Genomic DNA, 26,736 nt, shown 5'->3' on the forward strand with positions numbered 1-26,736 from the left:
TCGATATGCGTTATGAAAAACGTAGCACTATTTTTACGACAAACGTTAACTTCAAGTCCTGGGACGAAGTGTTCCAGGAGCCCAAATTAGCTAATGCGATTTTAGATCGTATTTTACATCACGCAACAGTTGTCACAATTGTCGGCAATTCATATCGTTTGAAGAACCACCTAGCTCCAGAAGTAATTTTATACACAATTAAGTGAGCGTTTTTGTACATAGATTAGTTGACATTTGTAATACACATTGTTCTCTATTGTTTGAAGCGGGTGCAAGTATTAAAGAAGTACAAGAACGATTGGGACATACAGATGTCAAAACAACAATGGACATTTACACACATGTGACCAAGAAAACCAAAGCTAGCACCATCGAAAAGTTTGATGCATATATCAATTCACCCTAATTCTTTGACACAATTTCGACCTAGTTTGACCCAAAAAATGGCCCAAAAACATTTGAAGTCAATTGAAATAAAAAAAGTGTCAAATTCCTTGATATATCAAGGAATTTGACACTTTTTTAAACTATATTGTTTCCAATGTATGGAGACGGCGGGAGTCGAACCCGCGTCCAGAAACTCCAATACTTCAGCTTCTACGCGTGTAGTTTGCCTATTTACGATTCACGTAACATTATGCCGACACTACTCCCCTAAGGGTTTAAAGCCCGCCCCACACTTGTATCTATAACGATTTTCTCCACTAGGGAGTATTACATATTTACGAACTTGGTTCAAAGACCACCTAGTAATTATTATATCGTAAATAACTATCAAAACAACTCAATCTATTCTAATTCATCATCCCGAAGGAATTCTCACTTGATGTGACTATCATAAGCGAGATACCTAATCATAACCAAGAGCTATTACCTACTAGAAACTATTCACTAAGATACTCATTTTTACAAAATTATCATTATCTACATCATTGTTTAAAACTTTTGCAACCGTTGAAACTGATTCCAAAATCAATTTACTCACATTGATAATATCCCCATCATAACTTAAGGCTTTCCTTATAAAGGTCTTAGTTAATGAAGTAATTGTCAAATTACTATCTCCAAGTATTTCTTTACCCAATTCCTTAACAAGTGTGCTAAAATAATCTTCACCTAAATCAAAAACCTTGGCTGATTTTGTAGCACCTTGTTCAACCCTTTGAGAAACATATTTGTATATCATTAATTGTAATTCTGCTTTTAAGGGCAGTTTCACTTCTTCAATTCTTTCTTTTTCCTCTTTCCAAACTCTTAATCTATACATTCCTTTTTCATACTCAATATCATCCAACAATAGACGAGCAATATACTTTCTACTTAACCCTGTGAATAAAAACAAACCTAGTATTAACCGTTCTCTTAATGGTTTATTCTCATCTAATATGTATTCTTTGAGCTTTTCATAGGAATTATCATCTAACGGTGCATTTTTCTCACTTTTTTTAGCTATAGAAGGCTTTTCTACTTTCCCCATTATTTCTTCTGTGTATCCCTTTAAATAGGTAAAATTAAAGTATCTTTTTAGAGCATAGTATTGGTAACTTTTATATGAATCACTACAATCTAGGTTTGTAAGAAATGTATTCACATCATAAAAGGTAATTGCTTTAAGCGGTCTATTTTTATTATTCTCTTGACCCATATAACTCTCAAAGAAGCTGTTTATTATTCTCCTATAAAAATCTTGAGTACGTCTATTGTTAATTCCATACTCGCTAATCATTAAGTCTATATATTCTTGCACCTCATGCATTTGAATATACATAACACCACACCCTTCCAATTGTTACATAAATTATACATAAAATAATGAATATACATATACTAATAGGTCATTTCCACCTACATTTGTATATGTTCTTACCACCATGATTAGTGTACCGTTACTTATACCTGTTAATTCTACTCCTTGAAAGTATGAGTGGCTTTCGAATGCATACAAAGGTTGCCTACGTTATATCATTGTGTAAATAGATGGAGGCTAACGACACTCCCATCTTGCTTCTAGCCCTTTTCACACGTCGAACAAGCGTCTTTGACTCAGTCCAGTACTAAACACTCCCAAGTTGTTATGATGGCTCTCTGCCTTGCCAAAAGCTTTGAAAATCGTCCTCAAACACATAACGATATGTCTATACATATGTATCTGTAAAACAACTTCTGAAATACTAATGACAGCTTATAAGTGGTGGTGGGATGGTTTTAACCTAAAGGAACGATAGGGAACGAAAAGGGAATATTATTAACGCAAGCTGTATAACTATGATTATGCTTGTAACGACAATCAGAGTAGGTTCTAACTACTCTATTGTTTGTTACATTAGACCCCACCCCGTGCCGAATGAACGCTTAAAGCACTTTTAAGATAGAGTAACCCCTATGAGATACGGTAGATTTTTTTGCAAATATCTAGGCTCCTCCACTAAAACTAGCTTTCTACTTAGCTACGTTCCCTCCGCGAGGACTAATAGCAAAGTATTTTATTTTATATTTTGCTATATTTCCTTATCTCGTTATATAACCACTTATATTTTCTTATATTTTCTTATAGCTACAGAAGAAGGAGGTATAAGCATGAAACAGTTCTTATCAGTAAACGAAGTCGCTGAACTACTGTCAGTGAATCCAATGACTATTTATAAGTGGTGTAAAAGCGGTAAATTACCACATTACACAATTGGCGGTTCAGTAATACGTTTTGACACTGAACAACTTGCTAAACACATTGAAGGAGCGATTAAGAAATGAATATGATGTATTCCGTTGAACAAGTGAGCCGTGTCTTAAATCGGCTAAACATGGGCTTTACAACAGATTCAGCTAAACGTTTAGTAGACAGAAAGTTAAAGAAAGTTGAGCGTCCTAGCCACCACTATAACACTAGCTTTAATTACTTAGTAGACGTACAAAGCTTGGAAGAATATTTAATTAACGAATGTGGGCTAGATGCTAATTTAGTTCATTCAGCAGTTTATGGAGGGAATCATTAATGATTAGAGTAGAGCTAGCAAAAAGGATTATGGAGAAATTAGGTTACAGCAGTTCCATAATTCATCGAGCCATTAACGCCAAAGAGTTAGAAACTGTTTCGGACGATAGAATACTCAGTGATTATGAATATGCTATTACTAGAGACTCATTCCACGATTATCTTTATAAGCTTGGTTTAAGCGAGCGTGAAGTTAATTGCATTATAGAATATATCTAGTTAACAAAAGTAGCTTTTTCGTTACTATAACTGTGAGAAAGAGTACCTAAACCTAATTACGGTGTTAACGACACTAAATAAGGATACGGTATTACATAGAAGGAAATTAACGAGGTTCTACCAGTTTAGGAGTATACTCCCCCACTCCCTTACTGTTTACATATTGCCGCTCCTATTTTGCATACTGGGAGCGGTTTTCTGCAAAAATTGCCGCTACATTACGAACAGTATAGCGCGGCTTTACTATACAATTTAGGAGGAAGTACATATGAGCATTGTAGAGTCAATGCAGGAATTGGAAGGCAAACGCATTGTAGATGAAAACGGAGAATTTTCTGACGCTAGAAGTGTATTAGAAGGTATTGTCAACGATATTGTGACTGAAAAAGCTCAAAAAGTTCAAAATCAGCTTGAAGGTTATAAGAGAAAGAACTCCAAAAACTATATACCTCCAGAATACGGAGGGTTAAACCGATTCATAGGCTGTTTTAGAGATAGCATTAAGGATATTGTTCCCTGCCTTTCACCAATTGAGTGTGGTGTCTTAATTACTATTCTAGTTAAAATGAAGAAGGGGAAAGACGGCTTACTAATTAATGGTGGGAAACCAATGATTCAAAAAGACATAGAGAAGCATATTGGAAAAGGTCATACAACAACGAGTAAATACCTCAATAAGTTTACTAAATTAGGTATTTTAGAGGAAGTAGAAAATGTTAAAGACCGTAGGAAGAATAATTACCGTGTAAATCCTAAGTATCACATCATGGGTAAGTTCCCCAAACTTACAGAAGAAAATCGTTTCGTAAAGCTTTATAAGGATAAACTTGAAGAAATGATAGACAGTCTATCATTATCGGAATTAGGGTTTATTTATAAAGCACTCCCTATTTGCCACCACAATACATTTAAACTCGTACATAATCCTACTGCTCGTTATAATCCTACTGCTAAAGAGGGTTCAGAGGAAGCGAGTTTTAATGTTGACCTAGAGTTATTTAACCGAGAAGAACTAGCAGACTACATGAACATAGATACTAAAACCATTAATAACCTTGTAAGCTCATTGTCTAGGAAAGGTTTAATAAAGACAACTACAGCACATAGAGTAACATCATATACGCTACACCCTCACATTATCCACCCTAAAGGCACAGTGGAAAACCGCTACATTCAAAGTATCTGTAATGACTTTGAAACTCATAGGAAAGACGCTTTAAGAAGGAGTAAAAAAGCCTAGTGGATTGAGAATACCCTAAAAATGTGAGGAAAAAACCGAACATTTTTGCTCAAATATGAGGAAAAAACCGAACATATTAAAACACCTATAAACGTTGATATAACAGCGTTTATAGGTGTTTTTAAGGTAAATCTACTCTTATATATTGTTATCTCTTACATTACAAATTTTCAATTGATGTAAGTTTAATGTAGTCTATTGATTTAGTTAATGTACTTCGCTACGCTTCGTACATTAACTAAATAATAAATTCCATAAACTTCATGGCGTAGCTAAAGCTACACCAGGGTTATAAAGATACTTTTACGTAAAACGTTTTAGGTGCTTTACTTAGAAAATAGAAGGAAAAGAAACAGGTGCTAGCTTTGCTAGCACCCCACCTGTTGTGAGTGAAGCGAAGCGGAACGAGCATCAGGTCAATACAAGTAGTAATCAAATTGTCTAACAGTAATCATGCTCTTACTTTTTACCTGCTATCCACCGATTCCCACAGTTCATACAACCATTTATTAGTGAGTTCCTATCAATAAATCCATACAATATAGCAATAGGCAACCCTAAAAAGAGTAATAGAGTGCCTATAATGTTCAAATCAGCAAAACCTGAGACATCATCTAACCCTGGTAGAAGAATTGCTAATACAATAGCAATACCTAACATAACTAACAATGTTTTAAATGCTGCGCTAAAACTGTAACCTCTCCTACTTGCTATAACTTGGTCTGATTTGCATTTACTACAGATAACACTATTACTGTTTGAAAAATTTTTAGTTTGACTCGACTGCTTAATACTTGCCATTTTATTCACCTCCAAGATTCCCCTAAACAATACTTATAGTATATAAATACCTAATAATAATATCAATAGTATATAGTAAGATTTACACCTTCCTACTAGGGTTGTCTTAGGAGGGAATTTAATGGATAGATTAGTAAAGTCAATTGGAGTGCAAATTCGTCTATTGAGAAAGAGTAAAAATTTGAGTCAAGAAGAGCTTGCATTTAGAGCAGAAGTACACCCTACTTATATCGGACAAGTTGAACGTGGGGAAAAAAATCTTACTATATCCAGCCTTTATCAAATTACAAATGCTTTAGAAGTTAGCCTTGATGACTTCTTTTCAGTTATCGAGACAAATCAAAATTCACAGGAAAACTTGCCATACCAACTTATAATCAAGTTGCTACAAGATGTAAGTATCACTGACCAAGAAAAGCTATATAATATCATCAAAGAAATAGTTGAATTTAAAAAGCCTTCTTAATTTAATAAGAGGCTTTTTAATAGGTCTATCCAATACTATAGATACTCCCTTAAATCACTAGCAACTTCCTCTACATCTAAATCTAAGTACTGTGTTGTTACCGCTAAATCTGAATGACCAAGAGCCTTACTGATTAAGGCAATACTTGCACCCTTATCATGTAAACTCTTTGCGTATGCTCTTCTAATAGCGTGTGCATTGATATTCGCTAGTCCAAATCGCTTTGAATACTTGTTCAATTGCTTAGATATAGCACAATTTGAGGATTTACTCGTATTCATAGGTAAACCGTTCTGTGTGATAAAGACATTGTGATTATCTGTACCATAGTAAGAACGGATTCCTTCATTAAGCTTTAGAAGCATCTTAAGCATTTCACATAGTTCTTCATCGAGTGGGAGCTTCAGGAATTTGTGATTCTTCAATGTAGAACCATCTAAGTTTAAAGACAGGCTTTCAAAGTCTATATGACGCTCTCTAAGTTCTCCTAGAGTACGAATACGAATCCCTGTCTTGTACATTAATTTAACGGCGGCGGCATCTCTAAAACCTATAAAGGTAGTTTGGTCAATGAGTTCTAAGAGCTTATCAATGTCACTTTCCCTAGCCCCCTTCTTCACTTCCTTATCTATCTTGATATGGATATTGCTCCAAAAACGGTCTTTAACCCATCCATTGTTATAGAACTTGCTTAGAACTGCCTTAATCGACTTTAAGCGTATCAATTTAGTAGCGGGAGTAACCTCTAGAACATCTAAATAGTGATAGAGCTTATCTAGGTTAATATCCTCCACATACTCGATACAACATACAGAAGCAAACTGTTCAAAGATGTACGAGTAACTATCAATAGTACGTGGTCTATTCCCTGCTATTTGCATCTGCTGAAACACAGTCTTTAGAGCTACTTCTAGTGCTAAAGCGTCTTTCCTTTCATCTTTCTTCTTTGTAGACATTACTACTACATCACCACTTACAGCAAATATGCCGTGTTTACGTCCTTTAGACATACAAAAAACCTCCCAATACGTAGTGTGAATTAGAAGGTCTAAGAGCCAAATTATCGTAAAAATATGTAGGGATGAAAATAGGGATATTGCCCAAGAGTTCAACTCCCGTTCAATATCCCTAGCTTCTAAAATCGTTGATATGACTACGTTTGTAGCCACATTATGTATGGAGACGGCGGGAGTCGAACCCGCGTCCAGAAACTCCAATACTTCAGCTTCTACGCGTGTAGTTTGCCTATTTACGATTCACGTAGCATTATGCCGACAAACAGGCGTCCTGTACGCTAACCTGGAAATCTCTTGTCGGTGACTCAGGTGGCACCATCGACCGTATCCCACTAAAGTTGGGCCCTACGTTCTCTACATGGGCGATAGAGAGGCAGAGCGCTTAAGAGCTTACGCTGCGAAAGCTAAGTTTTGTTGTTTGCCAGTTATTATATAACTTCCGTTGATGACGGAGCCGAGACCTCCGACGCGCGACCAAAGCTTGAACCATCCCTGTCGAATCCGTAACGTCCCCTTGAATATGAATCGAAGCACGTAGCTTCGTTCAAGTAAAGGAGCTAGAATTTCTTCTAGTACGGTGGGAGCTAAAAGTACGCTTCCATGTAATCTGGCATTCAGTAAACTTATTATAAAACAAATATTGCTATAGTTCAAGTGTCCCGCTACAGTGGAAAAAATTAGCTCCCTCAAAATTTATTTGGCTCATCAACAAAAGTTAGGAATGATATTTGTTTAAATATATGCCATTTATATAAGTTGATTGTAGTGGAGACTTGGCGACTCCTCGGGGATCAGTGATCCGACCCCAAAAATATGAACTTTTTTATGAAGCTTTTCGATACTCAACGGGGATAACCATCCTTGATCAGAGTGGATGATTAAATCACTCTTTTCCGGTAACTTTGCATACGCAAACGCCTTTTTAAAAGACTGTTGAACTAACTCAAAATTAGGTGATTTCGATACTTCATATCCAACGATTTCTCCATTGAATAAATTTAATACTGCCGAACAATAGATTTTTTGGCCATTAATTTTAAATTCAGTTACATCAGTTACCCATTTCTGATTGGGTTCAGTGGCTTGAAAATCGCGCTGAAGTACATTCTCTGCGACATAGCCCACTGTCCCTTTATACGAGCGGTATTTCTTAGGACGTACTGTACCTTTTAAGCTCAATTCTTTCATCAATCGTTGAACCGTTTTATGGTTGATTAAAATCCCTTCATTTCGGAGAGCTAGACAAATACGACGATAGCCATAACGCCCCTTATGATGATGAAAAAGCGTTTGGATTCGTTCTTTGATCTCTTGATATTTATCTGGTTTTGTCCATTTTTGAAGGTGATAATAATAAGTACTTTTCTTTAGTCTTGCCACTTTTAATAGAGCTTGAAGAGGAAAATCCAGCCTTAGCTCATAAACAGCTCTTACTTTTTCTTTGGTTTGAATGCATCTTTTTCTTGAACTAAGGCTTTCAACTTTTTTAAATAGGCATTTTCCATACGTAAATATTCAATTTCTTCTTTTAACTCCTCCATCGTTTTCTCATTCAAATCGTTCTCTGATGTATGTTTTTTTGGCATGGTTAGGTGCTCCTTTTCTATTTGATAGAGCACCTCTCCAGCCTTTGACATCCATTGTTTTTTCCATCTTCGAACCGTTTCACGAGAAGGAATATTAAACTTCGCAGCGGTCTGAAGGAGCGAATCGCCCGTCTCTATCAGGTGTTGAATTACTTTTATTTTAAAAGAGTCATCGTAATTCGAACACCCTTGGGGGCGAATAATGCCTTCGATGCCATGATATCGATATAATTCTATCCATAATCGGATGTAATGCCGATCAATCTGTAATTTTCTTGCGATCTGATGAGTACTTTCATTCTCTTCAAAATAAGCGAATATAGCTGTTAACTTTTGTTCGTTGGAGATCATAAACTGCACCTCTTTTATTAGATTTTTCAAGTCCAATAATTTGGGTGCAGTTCACAGCGTCACAGATGTGACCCTGCAGCGTAGCGAAGCGGCTCATCGGACGCCCCCAGGAAGCTTTGCTCTGTGCGAAAGCGAAGCGTCGCAACCAAGCACCCAGTCGGAACGGAAATCAACGCCATGGTGATGAGCCATTTATTTCTTATTTCATTACCTTAAATTTTAACTCTCGTAATCTTAATATGAGCTTTCCTATTTTGGATTCTGTAAGATAGCCGTAATAGACCTCTACCTCTTGCGCGCCAAAGCCGAGCTTGAATTCGTTAATTTCGTCCTTGCTCGTTACTGCGCCGAAATCATAGTGTGCGTATCCTTTGCTGCGGAACATCATCATATTTTCCCAAAGTAAATAGCGATTGGCGAAGCGGATTTGTTGCTTTAAATCTGGTCTATCTTTGATCCAGACAGCTGTACCTGTATATAAATTAAAAACGATATCTTCGTCGGCAATGTACAGTCGATAGCATAGTGCTTCACCTTTGTCGTTTTGAAGCTTTGTATAGACGAGTGCGCCTTTTTCGCGCAGTAACTTTAACGTTTGCATATGAAATTTTCGAACGCGATTTGTCTTTTTTATTTTAGCGAAGGCGTTGTAAAATTGCTGGAATTCTACTAGCTCTTGATCAGATGGATTTTCTTTTACGATGACTTCGTAGGGCTCTTTTTTGGCGCGGCGAAGCATATAGCGATTCATTTTGGAGAGATTCTTTAATAGGATTTCTTCATCTTGCTGTAGCATGATTTGCAGTGTCTTTTGGGTTTGGAGCGATTGTGCTGGTCGCTTTGTTTGGTGGTAGCAAACTAGCTTTTTTCTTTCGCTGACATTGTTACGTTCCTCGGCAAAATAAATGTGCTCTATGTTCATAAACATAAATTTCCGTCCTATTGTAAGAATGCGGATTCCCTCCTATTTATATGCGGTAGTTCTTTATTATATTTTTAACTCATTATCTTTTAGAACCTCTCTTAGAATTCTATCTGTGCAAATACAAAAAGCTCACTATGTAAATATAGTGAGCTCTCTAACAATCTATGACTATTGATTTTTAGATTTGAAGGCGCGTTCCATATCGCGTTTCGCTTCTTTTTTGCGCATGTCGTTACGTTTGTCGTAATCTTTTTTACCTTTGCCGACGCCGATTAATAGTTTGGCATAGCCGTCTTTAATGTACATTTTTAACGGAACAATTGTGTAGCCGTCACGTTTTACAGCACCGACTAGCTCGCCGATTTGCTTTTTATGGAGCAGTAATTTGCGGGCGCGTAGTGGGTCATGGTTAAAGCGGTTGCCTTGTTCGAATGAGCTGACATGCATATTGTTGATCCATGCTTCACCGTTGCGGACTTGTACATAAGATTCTTTTAGTTGAACCCTTCCTGCACGGATGGATTTAATTTCTGTGCCTGTGAGCACCATACCCGCTTCGATTGTCTCTTCAATGAAGTAATCGTGCCCGGCTTTTTTGTTTTGCGCTAATACTTTCCCAGTACCTTTTGCCAAATTATTCACCCTCTTCATCAATTATGCCTCGGCATAATTGCGTCCAGAATCGGCTTTGTGCTTGCACAAAGAACTCCTCTACGATTCTGTGACATCCGCCGGAGGCTTTAACTTATTTCAGCGGATGATTGGACACCCACTGAAAAGAACCTTAAATCCACATTCATCTCTACACCATAGAGGTGGGAGACTTCTGCTGAAAGAAGTTAAAGGTTGGAGCAGAGTTAATCTGCTCTTATTGATAAAGTGAAAGCACCCGCTTCAAATTGCTTTAAAGCGCTAGTTGGTGCCTTCACCTCTACTTATATTTTATTTACGTTTTGATTTTTTCTTTTTGTTTTTCTTGGCGACGCCCTCGTAGAACTTTTGCTTTTGCTTCACGCCTTTTTTAGGGCCTGGGCTTGAGTTTGAGCCATCTTTGCGGCGTCCTCGTGGATCACGGTCGTTTTCACGTCGTTCTCCTTGTCCGCTTCGTCCTTCTTCATTGCGGCCACTGCGACTGTCACGTCCGCCTCTTTCTTCTTCGTTGCGACCTCTGCGACTGCTTCGTCCACCACGTTCTTCTTCGTTGCGACCATTGCGGCTGCCACGTCCGCCTCTTTCTTCATCGCGACCACCTTTGCGGCCATTACGGCCACCTTTGTTGTCGTTATAATTTTTACGTGCGTGAATAACAGTAGGTGCTGCTTTTCGTGTTCGTCCATACGACGTTACCATTCCGACGATTTCAAAGTCAACGGATGACTCCTCAATAATAACATTTGCTACGCGGACTGTAACTTCATCACCAATACGGAATTGACGATTTGTACGCTCACCGATCATAATCATTTGACGGTCGTCAAAACGATAGTAGTCATCTGTCATATTGCTAATATGGACAAGTCCTTCGATGGTATTCGGAAGCTCTATGAAAATCCCGAAGTTTGTAATCGACGAAACGATTCCTTCAAACTCTTCCCCAATTTTATCGGACATGTATTGCGCTTTTTTCAGTGCGTCTGTATCACGTTCTGCATCAACAGCACGGCGTTCACGTTCTGACGTATGATCTGCGATTTCATCCATCGCCATACTCCACTGTGCCACTGTTTCTTTCGATGTATCTTTATTAATTAAATACGTTCGAATTAAACGATGGACAATTAAGTCCGGATAACGTCGAATCGGTGACGTAAAGTGTGTATAGAAATCAGTTGATAAACCAAAGTGGCCTAAGCTTTCAGGATAATATTTTGCCTGTTGCATTGAGCGTAGAAGCATCGTTGAAATAACAGGCTCCTCTGGCATACCTTCGATAGCTTTTAATACATCTTGTAAAGCTTTCGGATGGACTGTGTTTCCTGTACCTTTGATTAAAATACCGAAGTTCGTAACAAATTCAAAGAAGCGTTGCAGCTTTTCTGGCTTTGGATCTTCGTGAATACGGTAAAGGAACGGTATATTCATCCAATGGAAATGCTCTGCTACCGTTTCATTGGCTGCTAGCATGAAATCTTCAATTAATTTTTCAGCGACTGTACGTTCACGTAATTCAATATCTACTGGCCAGCCATCTTCGTCCACGATCACTTTAGATTCTTTAAAGTCAAAGTCAATAGCACCACGCATTTGACGTTTAGTACGTAAAATATTAGATAGCTCAGCCATATGTTTAAACATTGGCACTAGTGGCTCATAGCGGGCTATTAGCTCTGCGTCTTGCTCCTCTAAAATTTTGTAAACGTCCTTATACGTCATACGCTCAGTAGTTTTAATGACACTTTGGAATATTTCATGTGAAACTACATTACCATTTGCATCAATAATCATTTCACAAGATAGTACTAGACGGTCAACCTGTGGATTTAATGAACAGATCCCATTCGATAATCGATGCGGAATCATTGGGATAACGCGGTCTGTTAAATATACACTCGTCGCACGATCATAAGCTTCAACATCTATTACAGAGCCTTGTGTTACATAATAACTAACATCTGCAATATGTACGCCAAGTTTATAAGTGCCGTCTACATTTTTCGTTACCGTTACAGCATCATCCAAGTCCTTCGCATCCGCTCCATCGATTGTCACAATCGTTGCGTGGCGTAAATCACGGCGACCTTCTAAATCTGCCTCTGTAATTTCATCTGGCACGCGTTGCGCAGCGGCAACTACTTCTTCTGGGAATTCAGGTGGAATGTCGTGCTTATATAAAATAGATAGAATATCCACACCTGGGTCATTTTTGTGCCCTAAAATTTTCGTAATATACCCTGTTGCTGATTTTAAATCCTCCGGCCAAGTAGCTACCTCAACGACAACCTTGTGTCCGTCGACAGCTCCTAATGTATCACCTTTAGCAATGAAAATGTCCATCGGTAGTTTTTTATCATCTAACACAACAAAGCCGAAGCCTCGATTTGCTTGGAACGTCCCAACAAAGCTCGTTTGTCCGCGTTCCACTACCTTTGTTACAGTTCCTTCACGGCGATCACCGAATGATTCCTTTAACACACGGATTAACACCGTATCGCCATTAATCGCACCATTTATTTCATGTGGCGGAATGAAAACATCGTCCATTCCCTCAACATCAGGTGTCACAAAGCCAAAGCCTTTCGCGTGTCCGATAAATTTACCTCGAAGTAAATTCATACGCTCTGGCAGGCCATAACGATTGGAGCGAGAACGCACAACTAAGCCTTGCCCTTCCATACGTACTAACGTTTTCACTAATTCTTTAAATTCGTCAGCATCCTCAAAGCCGAACAAGTCCTCAATTTCGCCAACTGTTAATGGCTTATAATCTTCTCCACCGAAAAAATCGAGTAAACGACTTTGTAGTGTATCTTTCTGGTCTTTCATAATTTCCCTCCTTCATGAGAAAATCCTTATATGTTTTATTGTGCCCAATTTAGGGATTCTAAAAAGCAATAAATATCTTCATGTAACTGATCTTTTTCTTGATCTAACGTAATAACATGTTTTGAGTTTTCATACCACTTGATCTGTTTTTCAAGTGACTCAGTTTGATTATATATAATGTTGGCAGATTCTGTCTCAATTACCTCGTCATTTGTCGCTTGCACGACAAAAATTGGTGCATAAATCATGTCAATTTCTTGACGTGTCCGAGCAATAAACTCTCGCAACTCTTGTAGAGATGGCATGCCCTTTTCAGCAATTAACGCAACCTCAGCTTCAATTTGCTCCTCAGCTTTACCTTGGAACTTTTTGTAGTCCCTTGCATATTTCAGGACACCTTCAAACATAATATCCGTTGTACGCATCGTCATTGGCGCACACATTGTCACAATACCTTTAACTGGGTTATTAAGCGCAACGTTTAAAGCCATGACACCACCCAATGACAAGCCAGCAACAGCAATTTCCTCATAGCCCGCATCCTGTAACTGTTTGTATGCGGCTACGACATCCTGCCACCAATCAGCAGGACCTGTTGTAATAAGTTCCTCAGGTTCCACACCGTGACCTTTATAATGAGGCGCTAATGTAGTATACCCTTTTTTCTCTAAAAATCTACCAAGCATGCGCACATCCGCCGAGCTTCCCGTAAACCCATGCAATAATAAAACTGCTCGAGGTCCTGCTTGAAAGAAAAAAGGCTGTGATAACGATTTTTTCATGTCGAGCTCTCCTTCATCCAAATACATACTTATTCTTATTATAGCCATACTGAAGCTTCCTCAAAAGCTTGGGGATCGCTTTCTTCTATTGCTATATGGGAATCCTCGGCAAACGTGCGGAGGATTTCGTGAATCGCGAGGATTTTCTTTGCTTTCGCGGGTATTCTCCTTGCTTCCGCGGGTATTCACCCTGCTTCCGCGGGTATTTCACCTGCTTCCGCGGGTATTCGACCTGCTTCCGCGGGTATTCGACCTGCTTCCGCGGGTATTTCACCTGCTTCAGCGGGTATTCGCCTTGCTTCCGCGGGTATTCGCCTTGCTTTCGCGGGTATTTCACCTGCTTCCGCGGGTATCACCTTGCTTCGCGGGTATTCACCCTGCTTTCGCGGGTATTCACTCTGCTTCCGCGAGTATTCTCCCTGCTTCCGCGGGTATTTCACCTGCTTCCGCGGGTATTCACCTTGCTTCCGCGGGTATTCACCCTACTCCGTGCGGGTATTCACTTTACTGTCCTAACAATGTATGTATCGACGTTCAAATAGTTAGGACTATAAAAGAAAACGCCCAACCAGTAAGGTTAGGCGAAATATCTTCAACTATTAGATTTTTGTAATAGCAATTGCTAGAACAAAGAATAATATTGCTAACACAATTGTTGTACGGTGAAGGATTAGATCCATACCGCGTGCTTTTTGCTTTCCGAATAGTTGTTCAGCTCCACCCGAGATGGCACCTGACAAGCCTGCACTTTTACTAGATTGAAGTAATACTGCAACGATCAACGCTATTGAAACGATAACTAATGAAACTAATACTACTGTATGCATTCACTGCACCTCCCGAACTTCGAACATCACAACATATCACATTATAACAAAAAAAGGTTCTCTTGACAAACTGAGATTAATAATTGTCCTTATTACCCCTATATCGGTTAGTTTTTCCAAAATATAGCACGCCACACTCCTACCATATTACCCTATAATAGTAAAAAAGAAGTCATCTCTAAAATCTAGGAAGATATCCATTTTTTAAGGTAGTTATTGTGAACTGGGCAACTACTTGGAGGTCAGTAATATAAAAGCATCACGTCCTGTGCTATGCCTTCGTGACCGACCTCGTGTGGCTGTCGCTACGTTAACACTACGCTTTCGCACAGAAAACATTCGTTGCCTCAAGCGGTTCATCGTTCATCCGACGCCCCCAGTTGGAATCGAAATCAATCCACGTTTTAGTGATGCCCAAAAATACAATAATAATGGGAGGAATTATGAAAAAGAGTATATTGCTGATTTTTTTACTTATTATATTAAGCACGCTTAGTGCTTGCTCAGCTGCAATCAAGGCCGCCGAAGTACTACTACAAGACGAGCTTGAGTCAGAAGAAGAGGACTCAATGGATCCTAAGGAGCTTGCTAGTAAAGCCCCATCAGCTGAGTTTTCTGCGGAAGACCTTTTTTCAACAACACTATTCCAGGAAGATCCTGCTATGCTGCAGTTTTCAAAAAAAATTGAAAAACATATTTCAACGTTCGACCCAAACTTTACGGTCATGTATAGTGGAAAATTAGATTGGGATACATTTGAAGAACAACTAAATGACCTTTATAACATACTTAATTTTGTTAATCCTTATACAACGGGCTATATCGGAGAGTACGGCTGGGAAGCATGGGAAGTCGATAATGGTTACGAGGTAGAGTTTGACTTTACATATATCACAGATGCGAAGAAGGAAAAGAAAGTTGATGCTTATGTTCAGGACTTTGCTAAGAAGTTTATTACAGATGACATGGATGATTTCCATCGTGCTAAAGCCGTTAATGACTTTGTTGTACAACTAGCCACTTATACGGATAAAGGTGATTCACAAGGGCAAGCGGTTTATGAATTAATTAGTGAAGAAACTGGTGTTTGTCAAGCTTATGCATTATTAGCCTATCGTTTATTTTTAGCGGCAGGTCTTGATGCTAAATATGTATATGGCTATAGCGATAATCAGCTTCACGCTTGGAATTTAGTCAGTGTTAATGGGGATTGGTATCATATTGATACGACTTGGAATGATATCACGCCTATTGAACCTTATGCTATTTCCTACGCATATTTTTTAGTGAATGACGAGAAACTAAGTGAAGACCATGTATGGGCAAATGAAAACTATTTTGCTGCTACAAGCAACACGTACGATTTCATGCATGATATGTGGTACGCAGATACTATTGGAAATGTTATTTATTATAATAGCTTGGACGATGACATGGTATACGCCTATGACTTAGCAACAAAGCAAAATAGGCAAGTTACAGAAACAGCCTGCTATTACTTGGCGGCTTTTGACGATGCTATTTATTGCAGTGATTATGATAATGCCGGCTTTTTAACGAAAATATTTATTAACGATGGTTCAGAAGAAGTGTTATTAGAGGAAGAGGTTTTAAACTTGTTCGTTGATGATAAAGGGGTATTATTTTACGAAACCATTGACGGTGAAAAACATTCACAAACTTTATAGCGAATTCTAGAATCTGCAAGCTTCCATCAACCAGTGGATAGTAAGCAGATTCTATTTTCCCCTTTTAGTCGTTAGCTCATCACAAATTAGGGATTACATTTTGTTACACCAAATATCATGCGTAAAAGTTGATTGGAGTGGAGAATGGGCGACTCCTTGGGGATCAGCGTCGCAGATGAGACCCTGGAGCGAGCAAAGCGAGTGAAGCGGCTCATCGGACGCCCCCAGGAAAGCGCCCAGTCGGAACGGAAAGCAACCGCACGTTTTAGTTATCGGACCCATCTTTAACAATATCCATACAATCCCATAACAATTTATTAATCATACCTTTACAAACTTCCTTTACACTTACTTGTGAATTGACCAAAAGGAGGAAAATCATGAAATACTCAAAAAAATGGAGTTCATTATTTTTAGCAAGTGCTATTGCTTTATCGTCAATTAGTATCGCTCAGCCGCAAGTACAAGCAGCCCCAGTAAAGAAGCCAACAAATGTGATAATGCTCGTGATGGATGGTAGTAGTAATAATGCCGTTACCCTTTCTCGTTGGTACAAAGGGCAAAGCTTGGCTATGGATGAAATTTTATCAGGGGCAGTACGTACATATTCTGCCGATTCAGCCATTACTGACTCAGCCCCTGCCGCTACTGCGTTAGCAACTGGTCATAAATCAAACGATAAATTTGTAGGTGTGCTACCAGCCGTTATTAATTCGCCAGGGCTAGAGCCAATTGCTAAAGAAGATGCTTATAAACCTGTAGCCAATGTATTGGAAGGGGCTAAGCAACAAGGCAAGGCAACAGGATTGATTTCTACTTCAGAAATTCAACATGCTACTCCAGCTGGCTTTTCTGCACATGTGAAAAATAGAAGCCAATACGATGACATTGCTGAACAGCAAGTTTATCAAAACATAGATGTCGTATTAGGCGGTGGCTTAGAGTCTCTTGCGCCAGGTACTACTAAAAATGCTCGTAAAGATGGAGAGCATTTAGTGGATGTCTTAAAAGAAAAAAATTATGACATCGTTAAAACGCGTGATGAGCTCCTCAAAAGTAAATCGTCAAAAATTTGGGGAAGCTTTGCTCCAAGTGATCTTGCCTACGATTTAGATCGTGCTACAACAAGAGCATCTGAGCCTACACTTGCTGAGATGACAAATAAAGCTATTCATACGCTTAAAAAGGATGAAGATGGTTTCTTCTTATTTGTAGAAGGCAGTAAGGTGGACTGGGCGGCACACGCAAATGACACAATCGGCATCATTAGCGATATTTTATCGTTTGATGCTGCAGTTAAAGAAGCCGTTGATTTTGCAAAAAAAGATGGCAATACAATGGTCATTGCTGTTACAGACCACGGCAATAGTGGGATTACAATGGGTAATGTAAACACGACAAGTACTTATTCCTACACACCTGTCTCTGCTTATATTGATCCTCTGAAGAAGGCTAAAATGACAGTTGAAGGTGCATTGAGCCAATTAAAAGAAGACAAATCAAATATTGTAGAAGTCGCTGCACTTTATGGCTTAGATAATCTATCTGAGAATGAACTTGCAACTTTAAAATCGACTAAAGATCTGGGCAAAGAAATGGTGAAAATGCTCGCGAATCGCGCCAATATCGGTTATACAACTGGTGGGCACACGGGTGAGGATGTATTCTTATACTCATTCGGACCATCTAAAATTACCGGCCTTGTCGAAAATACGGATTTAGCACATACGATGGCAAAGTTTATGGGCTTCAATTTAAATAAGCTTTCAGATGATTTATATATACCAGCAACAAAAGCGTTCACAGAAAAAGGCTACACTTCTAAAATTGACTTAAGTGATAAAGAAAACCCTAAGTTTATTGCACAAAAAAAGAATGTAACCATCACAATCCCAGTTAATAAGAACACAGTAATATACGAACAAGACAAAACCGCTAAAACGCATACGTTTGACACAATCAATGTCTACAATGGCACTGACTTTTACGTTTCAAAAGAAGTATTAAAGCTTCTTAAATAGTGAAACTTTAATCAGTGGTGGGTTCTTATCCACCACTGATTATTAGTCTTTACCAATCGGGCTTTTACGGGCAGTTTCTATATATTTTTTTTGAGGCGAAATGCTTTGATACAGATAAATTACTGCCCGAAAAAAAGGGACAACAACACAGGTGCTATCATAGTTGAGATGATCAACTGATGATGGCGCTTTTCTTTTTGCTCAAATATGACTTTGCAACAGTCTTCGTAAGATTCTTGATTCTTCATATGTTTGGTTTGTGGCTTCGTTTTTCGTTAATCCCTTTATATCTCTTCAAATTTTATACTGAGATTTTTCATCGAATTTACTTTGATTTTACTTTCATTGATTATGCTTAAAGTAACGAATTGAACATCTCCCACTTTCGTTTTGATTGTCGCCAACCGACATTCATCTCCGGCTTACTCATTAGTTGGGAGTCTTCTGTTGGAAATTGATACTAATAGGTTGAACATGAATTTTTCGAATGTTCTGTCATGAAATTTAAGGATTTCTTAAGTACCAATGAAGCGGAAAAACAGCGATAATGAATAAGGATCACGTTGAGAAAAATTCAAGTTGCGATGAATTAAAAAAATCACTTTCTTACCATAATAATAGTGATGTTTTTCAAAACCTTAAGATTACCTTAAATTAATCTTATGATTTTATGAATAAACAGAAAATGAGCAACATTTTCCTCTACATTCCGTCAAAACAGTGTTAAAAATTTAATTAGGTAAAAATAATTTAGAAATAACTTGAAAAAATATCAATTTATTTAGTATATTTACAAAGTTATAATCTTTTTTTTTTAATTGGAGGTGGACTAATGCAATCCATTAAAAATAATGAGCTTTTTCGTTTTATAGGCTTTACGTTATTTTATTTCATGATTTTAGTGCTCTTGTTTCTTATTCATGGCTTCCATGATATGAACGCAGGACCATTTATATATACGGAATTTTAAGAAAAGGAGATATAAACTATGTTAAGTATTTTAGAGGCCATTCAAAAAGTGGCACAACAGCATCCACATCGCACTGCCTATCAAACCGACAGTGATTCCTTAACGTTTGGTGAGCTTTGGCATCTGTCTGATTGTGTAGCACAATATTTAATGGCTCTTGATTTAAAAAGACAACAACCTATCGTCGTCTACGGGCATATGTCACCTTTACAAATCGTTGCCTTTTTAGGTGCTGTAAAGGCGGGTCATCCGTACGTACCTGTTGACTCTTCTACACCGTCTGAAAGGTTACAAATTATAATAGAAGCTTCTGAGGCTTGCTTGCTACTAAAAACTGAAACGTTAAGCTTAAACGTACATGTCCCTGTAGTAGAAGTAAGTGATTTAGTAGCTCAACCTACTAGCATTTCGACTGAGCCTTCAACATGGGTTAAGAATCAAGAAATTTATTATATTATTTACACATCTGGTTCTACTGGTAAACCAAAAGGTGTTCAAATTACAGCTGATAATTTAGCGCATTTTGTCGCTTGGATGCATGAACATTTCCCTTTACAGGAATCTGGAGTGTTTCTAAATCAAGCGCCTTATTCCTTCGATTTATCTGTAATGGATTTATATCCTGCACTAGTTAGCGGGCAAACACTTTACGCGATTAAGCAAGAGCAAATTGCTAATCCAAAAGCGTTATTTGAGTCATTAGCTTCATCTAATGTTCGCGTTTGGACTTCCACACCTTCCTTCGCGAAGATCTGTTTAATGAACAAAGAGTGGGATCAAGCGCTAATGCCTTCTTTAGATACATTTTTATTCTGCGGAGAAGTGTTACCAGTATCTGTAGCTACGGAATTAATGCAGCGTTTCCCTCAAGCTTCTATTTATAATTTATACGGTCCTACAGAAACAACTGTTGCCGTTTCTTATGTGGAAGTAACGAAGGAGCTTTTGGAGCAGTTTGACCAATTACCAATCGCCCCTATATCTGAGCCTAATCTATCCTTGTTAGAAGATAGCGAGATTATTATTTCTGGACCGACTGTAAGTGCAGGTTATCTTGGTGCGCCTGATTTAACACTTAAAGCGTTTCCGACAATAGGAGATCAACGTATTTATAAAACTGGAGACGTTGGTTATGAAAAAGATGGCTATTTGTTCTTCTCTGGACGAAAAGATTTCCAGGTGAAGCTACACGGTTATCGTTTAGAGATTGAGGAAATTGAAAAACAAATGGGCAATCTTCCACCTGTATCTAGCTGTGTTATTATACCTGTTTCAAAAAATGGTGAGATTGTATCATTAAGTGCGTATATTGTGCTTCGCGAACCATTGACGGACTCTGCCTTCAAAATGACGAAGCAGCTTAAAGCATTATTATCGGAGTATTTACCATCCTATATGATTCCGAAAACATTCAAATACATTGACACTTTACCTTTAAATACAAACGGTAAAGTTGATCGTAAAGGATTGGCGGTTATGGAAACAGTATGACGCCTTATGGAAATATAGTTTTTTTCATCATCATTGGTATTTTGTTACTGCCAACAATTATTTTAGGACTGCGCGGGAAATCAGCTAAAGGTTATAATATCGTTATTTCGATCGTCGTTTTAGCTCTTATTTTTGGTAGCTCCCTTAACGGTTCCATTTCTCTTATACTGTTTACAGTATTTCAGTTATTATTAATAATCGGTTACCAAAAATATCGCTTACAGAAGAATAATACTTCCGTATTCGTCATTGCTGTACTACTGTCCATTTTGCCACTTGTGCTTGTGAAGGTTCTGCCAATGCTTGGCCTTCAGAATTTATTTGGATTCTTAGGGGTATCCTATATTACCTTTAAATCCGTACAGATGATTTTAGAAACGCGAGATGGCTTAATTAAAGATAAAATTTCACCAGTTGAGCTTGCCTATTTCTTACTGTTCTTCCCAACAGTATCATCAGGACCTATTGATCGTTGGAGACGCTTTTATAAAGATATGCACACAGCGCCGTCTGGGCAAGACTATCAAAAGTTGCTGTTAAGCGGGATCAATTATATATTTGTAGGCTTTTTATATAAGTTTATTTTGGCTTATTTAATCTACAATTACACACTTATTTATTTACCAAGCCAAACGTATAACTATTTGACACCTTTCCAAGGGCAAATAGCGTATATGTATATGTATAGTTTTTATTTATTTTTCGATTTTGCGGGTTATAGTGCGTTTGCCGTTGGTGTCAGTCGCATTATGGGTGTTCAAACGCCTATTAACTTTAACCGTCCATTCTCGAGTCGCAATATTAAAGACTTTTGGAACCGTTGGCATATGAGTCTTTCCTTCTGGTTCAGAGATTATGTTTATATGCGTTTCGTACTTTGGATGACAAAGAAAAAATGGATTAAAAACAAATATACAATTTCTTATATCGGCTTCTTTTTACTGTTCTTTTTAATGGGGATTTGGCACGGATTAGAATTGCACTTTGTTGTCTATGGTCTCTACCATGCCCTGTTAATTATCAGCTTCGATAAATTTGAACGTTGGAATAAAAAGCGTAAGCTTTGGCCAAAAAATAAATGGACTCATGCAATTGGCGTATTTATTACTTTTAATGCCGTTTGCTTTGGTTTCTATATTTTCTCAGGAACATTATTTTAATTACAGGCTCTAACGCAGCCTAAACAATAAAGGAGATTTATACAATGGATAAACAACAAGTTTTAGAAATGCTAGTAGAGTTATGTGAGGATGAAATCGTTTTAGAAAATCCAGATATCGATTTATTTGAAGAAGGTCTTCTTGATTCATTCGGTACAATTAATTTATTAGTGGAAATTGAAAACCGCTTTAATATTTCAGTACCAATTACTGATTTCAACCGTGAGGAATGGAACACGCCAAATCGTATTGTAGCGGAATTAGCTGAAAGACAATGATTAAGAAAGGCTTTCTATCATTATTAATTGCTTTTGTTCTTTTTGCTGGCGTTATATTCTTCCCTAATTCTTGGATAGAAGCTTGGATTTCAGATGAAGATGTAGAGCAGGCAAAGACGAGTATGTCTCCGTTAGTATTCCAAGGAATGTATTTCCAAGAGCGGATGTTGCAGGAGCCTAGTACTATGCCTTTATATGGCTCTTCTGAATTAAATCGTTTTGACCCTTTCCACCCTTATAACTATGCTCGAGCTACAAATGCTCCGTATACGACATTTATGGTCGGGCGTGGTGGAATGCAGTCTATTACACACTTTTTAAATTTTGCTGCACAGGAAGAAAATTTAAAGGATAAGAAAATTGTCTTCATCATTTCTCCTCAATGGTTTACGAAAAAGGGAATGAATGAATTACATTTTTCTCCTAACTATTCGATGTTGCATGCTTATGATTTAGCATACAATAAGGACATTGACGAGGATCTTCGAAATCGAGGAATGGAACGCCTTCTTGCCTTCGATACTGTCAATCGTGATGATTTGCTAAAAACAATTTACGAATATAAAATATCTGGCGGTAAAGAAAAACCAATCATTGGACGACTTGCCATGATGGCAGGCCATGTCCAAAAGGCACTTTTAGAGAAAAAAGATTTGTATTACTCTTTATTCCCTCGAGAGCCGCATAAATTAAAAAATAATGACAAGCTAGTTGTTGACCAAACATTTGAGCAACAACTGGAAAACGCCGAGAAATACGGCGAGAAACGTGTATCCAACGATTTAATGATTGAAAACAAGTTTTATAAAAGACTTAAAAACGCGAATATTAATAAGTTTAAAGGTATGCGTAAAAATGAAGATTATACAACCTCACCTGAATATGAGGATTTACAGCTAGTCATCGATGTTTTAAAAGACGCTGGTGCAAAGCCACTATTTGTTTCTATTCCAGTAAATGGTCATTGGTATGACTACACGGAATATCCTGAGGAACGTCGTCAAAAGTATTACGATAAAATGGAGCAGATCTTGACTGATAATGATGTTCCATTTGTTGATTTCTCAGACCATGATTATGATCCTTATTTCATTATGGATACGATTCATATCGCATGGAAGGGCTGGGTATATCTAGACCAAGAGCTAGATAAATACTGGGCAGAGCAATAGAACATAGAGACAGTCTACAGTGTTAAATCACTATAGGCTGTCTTTTTTATGTAGATTATCTTTGAGAGCACATCCAATGTTTAGTGCTTAAAAAGTGTCATATTCTTCGGCAAAACAAGGGGTTGATTTCCGTTCCGACTGGCGCTTTGTTGCTGACGCTTCGCTTTCGCACAGAAAACATTTGTTGCTGTCGCTTCGCTTTCGCACAAAAAACATTTGTTGCTGTCGCTTCGCTTTCGCACAGAAAACATTTGTTGCTGTCGCTTCGCTTTCGCACAGAAAACATTTGTTGCTGTCGCTTCGCTTTCGCACTAACTTCCTTTATATTAAAGTTAATACCCCCGCTCCCTACTCTGTTCATTTATCAAGCGAAAACAGTCTAAGTTTTTCTGCATCATTGGAAAATTGGACTACTCTTTCAAACTTCAAACCTATTTTTTCGAGTAGTTTGGCTGAAGCGTGGTTTTCTTGAGTTGTGATGGCCACTATACGATTTAGCCCTAGTGTATCTAGACCGTATGCTAATGTCGCTGATGCTGCTTCATAGGCGTATCCTTTTCCCCAATACTTAGGAAGAAAAGCAAAGCCAATGTCCACATCTTCTAGCGACTCTCTTTTAACAAAACCACAAATTCCTATCGGGCTTTGATCTTCTTTTCTTTCAACTAAATAAAAACAAAAGCCAAATTGTTCATACGTGCGAATTGCTCCATTCACTATATATTCACGCGCATCCTCTACGGTTCTCACACCGCGATCACCAATGAACTCTAGCCATGAAGGTTCATTCATTAGCTCAAGTATAAAACTCGCATCATCTGTTGTTTGTAGGCGAAGGGTAAGTCGTTCTGTTTCAATAATTGTCATCGTAATTCCCTCTCCTTTCAGGATTGTATTCTCCACATTTCCTAAGCTTTTTTGTAACTTATGCTTCACTTATGAATTTAATATACAATAACGGACTAACCACTGCACTTGCATAGCTCTCATACTGAGAAAAGAGTAAATCCAATCTCTCGAGCTCATCCAAATAAACGCAACAAGTGCATTCATTCCATTAAAGGAATTACAATAATTTTTTACAATATTTGTCGTATAATAATCTATAAGAAAGATAGTTGTCATTTTTGTTAAAGGCAGTAATTTTATTAAAAATGGAGGTATTTGTTTGAGAAATAAGTATTTTATTTTTAGTATCCTAACAACATTATTCTTGTTATTCCTTTCCGGTTGTACTGATCAAAAAGAAGACACAGAATCAGCGACTATTTCAACTAACACTGATTCTAAATATGTGAATACTTTCAAAGATTTAAATTTAGGCATCTTATTCGACTTTAATTTCAAATTAAATAATGCCGATAAAAATTGGGTTGATCTTTGGGTTGAAAGTTACAAAGATGGGAAGTTGGATTCTAATTCATTAACTAAACTATCATATGGGCAAAGTCCAAACGAAGTAGAAAAAGGTCATATTGGGTTTGGGATAATAAATACTGATGATGAATCTTTTGCCTTTCTTTATGGGCCGGGTATGAAAACAACCCCTCAAAAAATCGGCAAAATTCCTTCTACTGAAAGTAGTGTTAGTGGATGGTATTATGCATTTGGAGATGAAACAGTTAAATTAAAATTAAATGAAACTTATGTATTGGGTGTCTACAGAGAATCAAAAGGAAACTCTTTACGAACATATGACTTGCAGGACAAGAATGAAATAAAGAAAATGATAGATGATGTCCATCTTGTGTATTTATTAAAATTAAAAATTCATAATGAATCTAATTAATTTAACCCCATTTCAAGGGCATTAAGAGCCGGGATTTTATCCTGCCTGAGCGGTTCTCTTAGGGACCCGGGCACTTTGCTAAAAGCTGCTCTCAATACAATAACCCGCCTAAGCAACTAAAAAATCGCCCCAAAAGTAAATAAATACTTTTGAGGCGATACTAGTGAAGCTACTAAAGAATAGCTTATTTTAAATTATAGAATGAGTTTAAACCAAGATACTCAGCTGTTGAACCAAGTTGATCTTCGATGCGAAGAAGTTGGTTGTATTTAGCTACACGGTCTGTACGTGATGGAGCACCTGTTTTAATTTGGCCAGCGTTTGTAGCAACTGCGATATCAGCAATTGTTGCATCCTCAGATTCACCAGAACGGTGTGAAATTACTGCTGTATAACCAGCGCGTTTTGCCATTTCGATCGCTTCAAATGTTTCTGTTAACGTACCGATTTGGTTAACTTTGATAAGGATTGCATTACCAACACCTTGCTCAATACCAGCCGCCAATTTTTTCGTATTTGTTACGAATAGATCGTCGCCTACTAATTGTACGCGAGCGCCAATGCGGTCTGTTAATAATTTGTGTCCTGCCCAGTCGTTTTCGTCTAAGCCATCTTCAATTGAGATGATTGGGTATTTAGCAGTTAACTCTTCGTACCAGTCAACCATTTCTTCAGAAGTTTTGACAACACCTTCACCCTCTAAGTGATATTTGCCATCTTCTTTATTGAATAATTCAGATGAAGCAACGTCCATTGCAAGTTTCACTTCTTCACCTGGTTTATAGCCAGCTTTTTCGATTGCTTCTAAAATTACAGTAATTGCTTCTTCGTTAGAACCAAGGTTTGGTGCAAAACCACCTTCATCACCTACAGCTGTATTATAGCCTTTCGCTTTAAGTACTGCTTTTAAGTTGTGGAAGATTTCAGCACCCATACGTAATGCATGACGGAATGATTCTGCCCCTACAGGCATTACCATGAATTCTTGAATGTCTACGTTGTTATCAGCGTGAGCACCACCATTTATGATGTTCATCATTGGTACTGGTAGTTGTTTTGCGTTAAATCCACCAAGATATTGATAAAGAGGTACATCTAAATAATCTGCCGCAGCATGTGCAACTGCCATTGATACACCTAGAATAGCGTTGGCACCTAACTTACCTTTGTTTTCTGTGCCATCTAGCTCGATTAAAGCTTTGTCGATGACTACTTGATCAAGAACTGAGTAGTTACCTTCTAGCTCTTGAGCAATAATTGTGTTTACATTTTCAACTGCTTTTAATACACCTTTGCCTAGGTAACGTGATTTGTCACCGTCGCGTAATTCTACTGCCTCATATTCACCTGTAGATGCACCTGATGGTACGATAGAGCGTCCAAAAGCGCCTGATTCTGTAAATACTTCAACTTCTACTGTTGGGTTCCCACGTGAGTCTAAAACTTCGCGCGCATAAATCTGTGTAATAAATGGCATAA

26 protein-coding genes, 1 other RNA gene and 1 pseudogene are annotated in these 26,736 nt (G+C 37.9%); 15 read left to right on the forward strand and 13 right to left on the reverse strand.

Annotated features, from left to right (window positions below):
* The coding region (locus ABNX05_RS24655) for an ATP-binding protein (RefSeq protein WP_349662112.1) at window positions 1-206 on the forward strand (206 nt) is incomplete at its 5' end.
* A gap of 32 nt (window positions 207-238) precedes the next feature.
* Window positions 239-406 (forward strand): annotated as a pseudogene (locus ABNX05_RS24660) (tyrosine-type recombinase/integrase); the annotation flags it as partial.
* A 471-nt stretch (window positions 407-877) separates the two neighbouring features.
* Here ABNX05_RS24660 and ABNX05_RS24665 read toward each other — a convergent pair.
* On the reverse strand, window positions 878-1,768 hold the full coding sequence (locus tag ABNX05_RS24665; RefSeq protein ID WP_349662113.1) for a tyrosine-type recombinase/integrase: 891 nt from the start codon (window positions 1,766-1,768) through the stop codon (window positions 878-880).
* 809 nt (window positions 1,769-2,577) lie between these two features.
* Between ABNX05_RS24665 and ABNX05_RS24670 the strand changes: the two genes are divergently transcribed.
* The 4 genes from ABNX05_RS24670 (at window position 2,578) to ABNX05_RS24685 (ending at window position 4,451) form a co-directional block, all read left to right on the forward strand.
* Window positions 2,578-2,751: a helix-turn-helix domain-containing protein gene (locus ABNX05_RS24670; RefSeq protein WP_216486167.1), complete on the forward strand. Its 174-nt coding sequence runs from the start codon at window positions 2,578-2,580 to the stop codon at window positions 2,749-2,751.
* Window positions 2,748-2,993 (forward strand): hypothetical protein, encoded by a 246-nt coding sequence (locus ABNX05_RS24675; RefSeq protein WP_349662114.1) that lies wholly within the window; start codon window positions 2,748-2,750, stop codon window positions 2,991-2,993. Before ABNX05_RS24670 ends, ABNX05_RS24675 begins: the two co-directional genes overlap by 4 nt.
* The gene (locus ABNX05_RS24680; protein ID WP_349662115.1) at window positions 2,993-3,211 is read left to right on the forward strand and encodes a hypothetical protein; all 219 of its coding nucleotides are present in this window, start codon (window positions 2,993-2,995) and stop codon (window positions 3,209-3,211) included. Before ABNX05_RS24675 ends, ABNX05_RS24680 begins: the two co-directional genes overlap by 1 nt.
* 268 nt (window positions 3,212-3,479) lie before the next feature.
* On the forward strand, window positions 3,480-4,451 hold the full coding sequence (locus ABNX05_RS24685) for a MarR family transcriptional regulator (RefSeq protein ID WP_349662116.1): 972 nt from the start codon (window positions 3,480-3,482) through the stop codon (window positions 4,449-4,451).
* Between the two features lie 459 nt (window positions 4,452-4,910).
* Here the strand turns inward: ABNX05_RS24685 and ABNX05_RS24690 are convergent, their stop codons facing one another.
* On the reverse strand, window positions 4,911-5,252 hold the full coding sequence (locus ABNX05_RS24690) for a hypothetical protein (protein WP_349662117.1): 342 nt from the start codon (window positions 5,250-5,252) through the stop codon (window positions 4,911-4,913).
* Window positions 5,253-5,373: 121 nt separating this feature from the next.
* Here ABNX05_RS24690 and ABNX05_RS24695 point away from each other — a divergent pair, with 121 nt between their 5' ends.
* Window positions 5,374-5,718: a helix-turn-helix domain-containing protein gene (locus ABNX05_RS24695; protein ID WP_216486150.1), complete on the forward strand. Its 345-nt coding sequence runs from the start codon at window positions 5,374-5,376 to the stop codon at window positions 5,716-5,718.
* Window positions 5,719-5,753: 35 nt separating this feature from the next.
* Here ABNX05_RS24695 and ABNX05_RS24700 read toward each other — a convergent pair whose 3' ends face one another.
* The 9 genes from ABNX05_RS24700 to secG all read right to left on the reverse strand — a co-directional run bounded on the left by ABNX05_RS24700 (window position 5,754) and on the right by secG (window position 14,688).
* On the reverse strand, window positions 5,754-6,728 hold the full coding sequence (locus tag ABNX05_RS24700) for a tyrosine-type recombinase/integrase (protein WP_349662118.1): 975 nt from the start codon (window positions 6,726-6,728) through the stop codon (window positions 5,754-5,756).
* Between the two features lie 164 nt (window positions 6,729-6,892).
* Window positions 6,893-7,248: a transfer-messenger RNA gene (gene ssrA / locus ABNX05_RS24705) on the reverse strand.
* A 233-nt stretch (window positions 7,249-7,481) separates the two neighbouring features.
* Window positions 7,482-8,249 (reverse strand): IS3 family transposase, encoded by a 768-nt coding sequence (locus ABNX05_RS24710; protein ID WP_349662136.1) that lies wholly within the window; start codon window positions 8,247-8,249, stop codon window positions 7,482-7,484.
* The gene (locus tag ABNX05_RS24715; protein WP_349662119.1) at window positions 8,165-8,671 is read right to left on the reverse strand and encodes a helix-turn-helix domain-containing protein; all 507 of its coding nucleotides are present in this window, start codon (window positions 8,669-8,671) and stop codon (window positions 8,165-8,167) included. Before ABNX05_RS24715 ends, ABNX05_RS24710 begins: the two co-directional genes overlap by 85 nt.
* Before the next feature lie 199 nt (window positions 8,672-8,870).
* Window positions 8,871-9,599, reverse strand: a complete 729-nt coding sequence (locus tag ABNX05_RS24720; RefSeq protein WP_349662120.1) for a hypothetical protein — start codon at window positions 9,597-9,599, stop codon at window positions 8,871-8,873.
* A 165-nt stretch (window positions 9,600-9,764) separates the two neighbouring features.
* Complete coding sequence (gene smpB, locus ABNX05_RS24725; RefSeq protein ID WP_349662121.1) at window positions 9,765-10,229, reverse strand: SsrA-binding protein SmpB; 465 nt, start codon at window positions 10,227-10,229, stop codon at window positions 9,765-9,767.
* A gap of 309 nt (window positions 10,230-10,538) precedes the next feature.
* On the reverse strand, window positions 10,539-13,079 hold the full coding sequence (rnr, locus tag ABNX05_RS24730; protein ID WP_349662122.1) for a ribonuclease R: 2,541 nt from the start codon (window positions 13,077-13,079) through the stop codon (window positions 10,539-10,541).
* A gap of 35 nt (window positions 13,080-13,114) precedes the next feature.
* Window positions 13,115-13,861, reverse strand: a complete 747-nt coding sequence (locus ABNX05_RS24735) for an alpha/beta hydrolase (RefSeq protein WP_349662123.1) — start codon at window positions 13,859-13,861, stop codon at window positions 13,115-13,117.
* A 599-nt stretch (window positions 13,862-14,460) separates the two neighbouring features.
* Window positions 14,461-14,688, reverse strand: coding sequence for a preprotein translocase subunit SecG (gene secG / locus ABNX05_RS24740; RefSeq protein WP_197143206.1), 228 nt, complete (start codon window positions 14,686-14,688; stop codon window positions 14,461-14,463).
* 443 nt (window positions 14,689-15,131) lie between these two features.
* Here secG and ABNX05_RS24745 point away from each other — a divergent pair, with 443 nt between their 5' ends.
* The 7 genes from ABNX05_RS24745 to dltD all read left to right on the forward strand — a co-directional run bounded on the left by ABNX05_RS24745 (window position 15,132) and on the right by dltD (window position 23,468).
* Window positions 15,132-16,376, forward strand: coding sequence for a transglutaminase domain-containing protein (locus tag ABNX05_RS24745; protein WP_349662124.1), 1,245 nt, complete (start codon window positions 15,132-15,134; stop codon window positions 16,374-16,376).
* 380 nt (window positions 16,377-16,756) lie between these two features.
* Window positions 16,757-18,397, forward strand: coding sequence for an alkaline phosphatase (locus ABNX05_RS24750; RefSeq protein WP_349662125.1), 1,641 nt, complete (start codon window positions 16,757-16,759; stop codon window positions 18,395-18,397).
* A gap of 832 nt (window positions 18,398-19,229) precedes the next feature.
* Entirely contained in the window at window positions 19,230-19,367 is a 138-nt protein-coding gene (locus tag ABNX05_RS24755) for a teichoic acid D-Ala incorporation-associated protein DltX (RefSeq protein WP_079561393.1), read from the forward strand.
* Between the two features lie 18 nt (window positions 19,368-19,385).
* A complete protein-coding gene (gene dltA, locus ABNX05_RS24760; protein WP_349662126.1) occupies window positions 19,386-20,858 on the forward strand; it encodes a D-alanine--poly(phosphoribitol) ligase subunit DltA in 1,473 nt (490 codons plus the stop codon).
* Complete coding sequence (dltB, locus tag ABNX05_RS24765; protein ID WP_349662127.1) at window positions 20,855-22,018, forward strand: D-alanyl-lipoteichoic acid biosynthesis protein DltB; 1,164 nt, start codon at window positions 20,855-20,857, stop codon at window positions 22,016-22,018. The genes dltA and dltB overlap by 4 nt, the downstream gene beginning before the upstream one ends.
* A gap of 44 nt (window positions 22,019-22,062) precedes the next feature.
* Window positions 22,063-22,296: a D-alanine--poly(phosphoribitol) ligase subunit 2 gene (dltC, locus tag ABNX05_RS24770; protein WP_079561390.1), complete on the forward strand. Its 234-nt coding sequence runs from the start codon at window positions 22,063-22,065 to the stop codon at window positions 22,294-22,296.
* A complete protein-coding gene (dltD, locus tag ABNX05_RS24775; protein ID WP_349662128.1) occupies window positions 22,293-23,468 on the forward strand; it encodes a D-alanyl-lipoteichoic acid biosynthesis protein DltD in 1,176 nt (391 codons plus the stop codon). The genes dltC and dltD overlap by 4 nt, the downstream gene beginning before the upstream one ends.
* A gap of 357 nt (window positions 23,469-23,825) precedes the next feature.
* Here the strand turns inward: dltD and ABNX05_RS24780 are convergent, their stop codons facing one another.
* Window positions 23,826-24,335, reverse strand: a complete 510-nt coding sequence (locus ABNX05_RS24780) for a GNAT family N-acetyltransferase (RefSeq protein WP_349662129.1) — start codon at window positions 24,333-24,335, stop codon at window positions 23,826-23,828.
* A 301-nt stretch (window positions 24,336-24,636) separates the two neighbouring features.
* Between ABNX05_RS24780 and ABNX05_RS24785 the strand changes: the two genes are divergently transcribed.
* Window positions 24,637-25,257: a YgaN family protein gene (locus ABNX05_RS24785; protein ID WP_349662130.1), complete on the forward strand. Its 621-nt coding sequence runs from the start codon at window positions 24,637-24,639 to the stop codon at window positions 25,255-25,257.
* Window positions 25,258-25,441: 184 nt separating this feature from the next.
* Here the strand turns inward: ABNX05_RS24785 and eno are convergent, their stop codons facing one another.
* Entirely contained in the window at window positions 25,442-26,734 is a 1,293-nt protein-coding gene (gene eno, locus ABNX05_RS24790; protein ID WP_197143197.1) for a phosphopyruvate hydratase, read from the reverse strand.
* Window positions 26,735-26,736: the final 2 nt, after the last annotated feature.

Source organism: Lysinibacillus zambalensis, assembly GCF_040183165.1.
Lineage (GTDB): Bacteria > Bacillota > Bacilli > Bacillales_A > Planococcaceae > Lysinibacillus > Lysinibacillus zambalensis.

Excerpts from the sequence above, each read along its gene's own strand:
- ABNX05_RS24665 (WP_349662113.1), bottom strand. The coding sequence starts at position 1,768 with ATGTATATTCAAATGCATGAGGTGCAAGAATATATAGACTTAATGATT.
- ABNX05_RS24670 (WP_216486167.1), top strand. The coding sequence starts at position 2,578 with ATGAAACAGTTCTTATCAGTAAACGAAGTCGCTGAACTACTGTCAGTG.
- ABNX05_RS24675 (WP_349662114.1), top strand. The coding sequence starts at position 2,748 with ATGAATATGATGTATTCCGTTGAACAAGTGAGCCGTGTCTTAAATCGG.
- ABNX05_RS24680 (WP_349662115.1), top strand. The coding sequence starts at position 2,993 with ATGATTAGAGTAGAGCTAGCAAAAAGGATTATGGAGAAATTAGGTTAC.
- ABNX05_RS24685 (WP_349662116.1), top strand. The coding sequence starts at position 3,480 with ATGAGCATTGTAGAGTCAATGCAGGAATTGGAAGGCAAACGCATTGTA.
- ABNX05_RS24690 (WP_349662117.1), bottom strand. The coding sequence starts at position 5,252 with ATGGCAAGTATTAAGCAGTCGAGTCAAACTAAAAATTTTTCAAACAGT.
- ABNX05_RS24695 (WP_216486150.1), top strand. The coding sequence starts at position 5,374 with ATGGATAGATTAGTAAAGTCAATTGGAGTGCAAATTCGTCTATTGAGA.
- ABNX05_RS24700 (WP_349662118.1), bottom strand. The coding sequence starts at position 6,728 with ATGTCTAAAGGACGTAAACACGGCATATTTGCTGTAAGTGGTGATGTA.
- ABNX05_RS24715 (WP_349662119.1), bottom strand. The coding sequence starts at position 8,671 with ATGATCTCCAACGAACAAAAGTTAACAGCTATATTCGCTTATTTTGAA.
- ABNX05_RS24720 (WP_349662120.1), bottom strand. The coding sequence starts at position 9,599 with ATGTTTATGAACATAGAGCACATTTATTTTGCCGAGGAACGTAACAAT.
- rnr (WP_349662122.1), bottom strand. The coding sequence starts at position 13,079 with ATGAAAGACCAGAAAGATACACTACAAAGTCGTTTACTCGATTTTTTC.
- ABNX05_RS24735 (WP_349662123.1), bottom strand. The coding sequence starts at position 13,861 with ATGAAAAAATCGTTATCACAGCCTTTTTTCTTTCAAGCAGGACCTCGA.
- secG (WP_197143206.1), bottom strand. The coding sequence starts at position 14,688 with ATGCATACAGTAGTATTAGTTTCATTAGTTATCGTTTCAATAGCGTTG.
- ABNX05_RS24745 (WP_349662124.1), top strand. The coding sequence starts at position 15,132 with ATGAAAAAGAGTATATTGCTGATTTTTTTACTTATTATATTAAGCACG.
- ABNX05_RS24750 (WP_349662125.1), top strand. The coding sequence starts at position 16,757 with ATGAAATACTCAAAAAAATGGAGTTCATTATTTTTAGCAAGTGCTATT.
- ABNX05_RS24755 (WP_079561393.1), top strand. The coding sequence starts at position 19,230 with ATGCAATCCATTAAAAATAATGAGCTTTTTCGTTTTATAGGCTTTACG.
- dltA (WP_349662126.1), top strand. The coding sequence starts at position 19,386 with ATGTTAAGTATTTTAGAGGCCATTCAAAAAGTGGCACAACAGCATCCA.
- dltB (WP_349662127.1), top strand. The coding sequence starts at position 20,855 with ATGACGCCTTATGGAAATATAGTTTTTTTCATCATCATTGGTATTTTG.
- dltC (WP_079561390.1), top strand. The coding sequence starts at position 22,063 with ATGGATAAACAACAAGTTTTAGAAATGCTAGTAGAGTTATGTGAGGAT.
- dltD (WP_349662128.1), top strand. The coding sequence starts at position 22,293 with ATGATTAAGAAAGGCTTTCTATCATTATTAATTGCTTTTGTTCTTTTT.
- ABNX05_RS24780 (WP_349662129.1), bottom strand. The coding sequence starts at position 24,335 with ATGACAATTATTGAAACAGAACGACTTACCCTTCGCCTACAAACAACA.
- eno (WP_197143197.1), bottom strand. The coding sequence starts at position 26,734 with ATGCCATTTATTACACAGATTTATGCGCGCGAAGTTTTAGACTCACGT.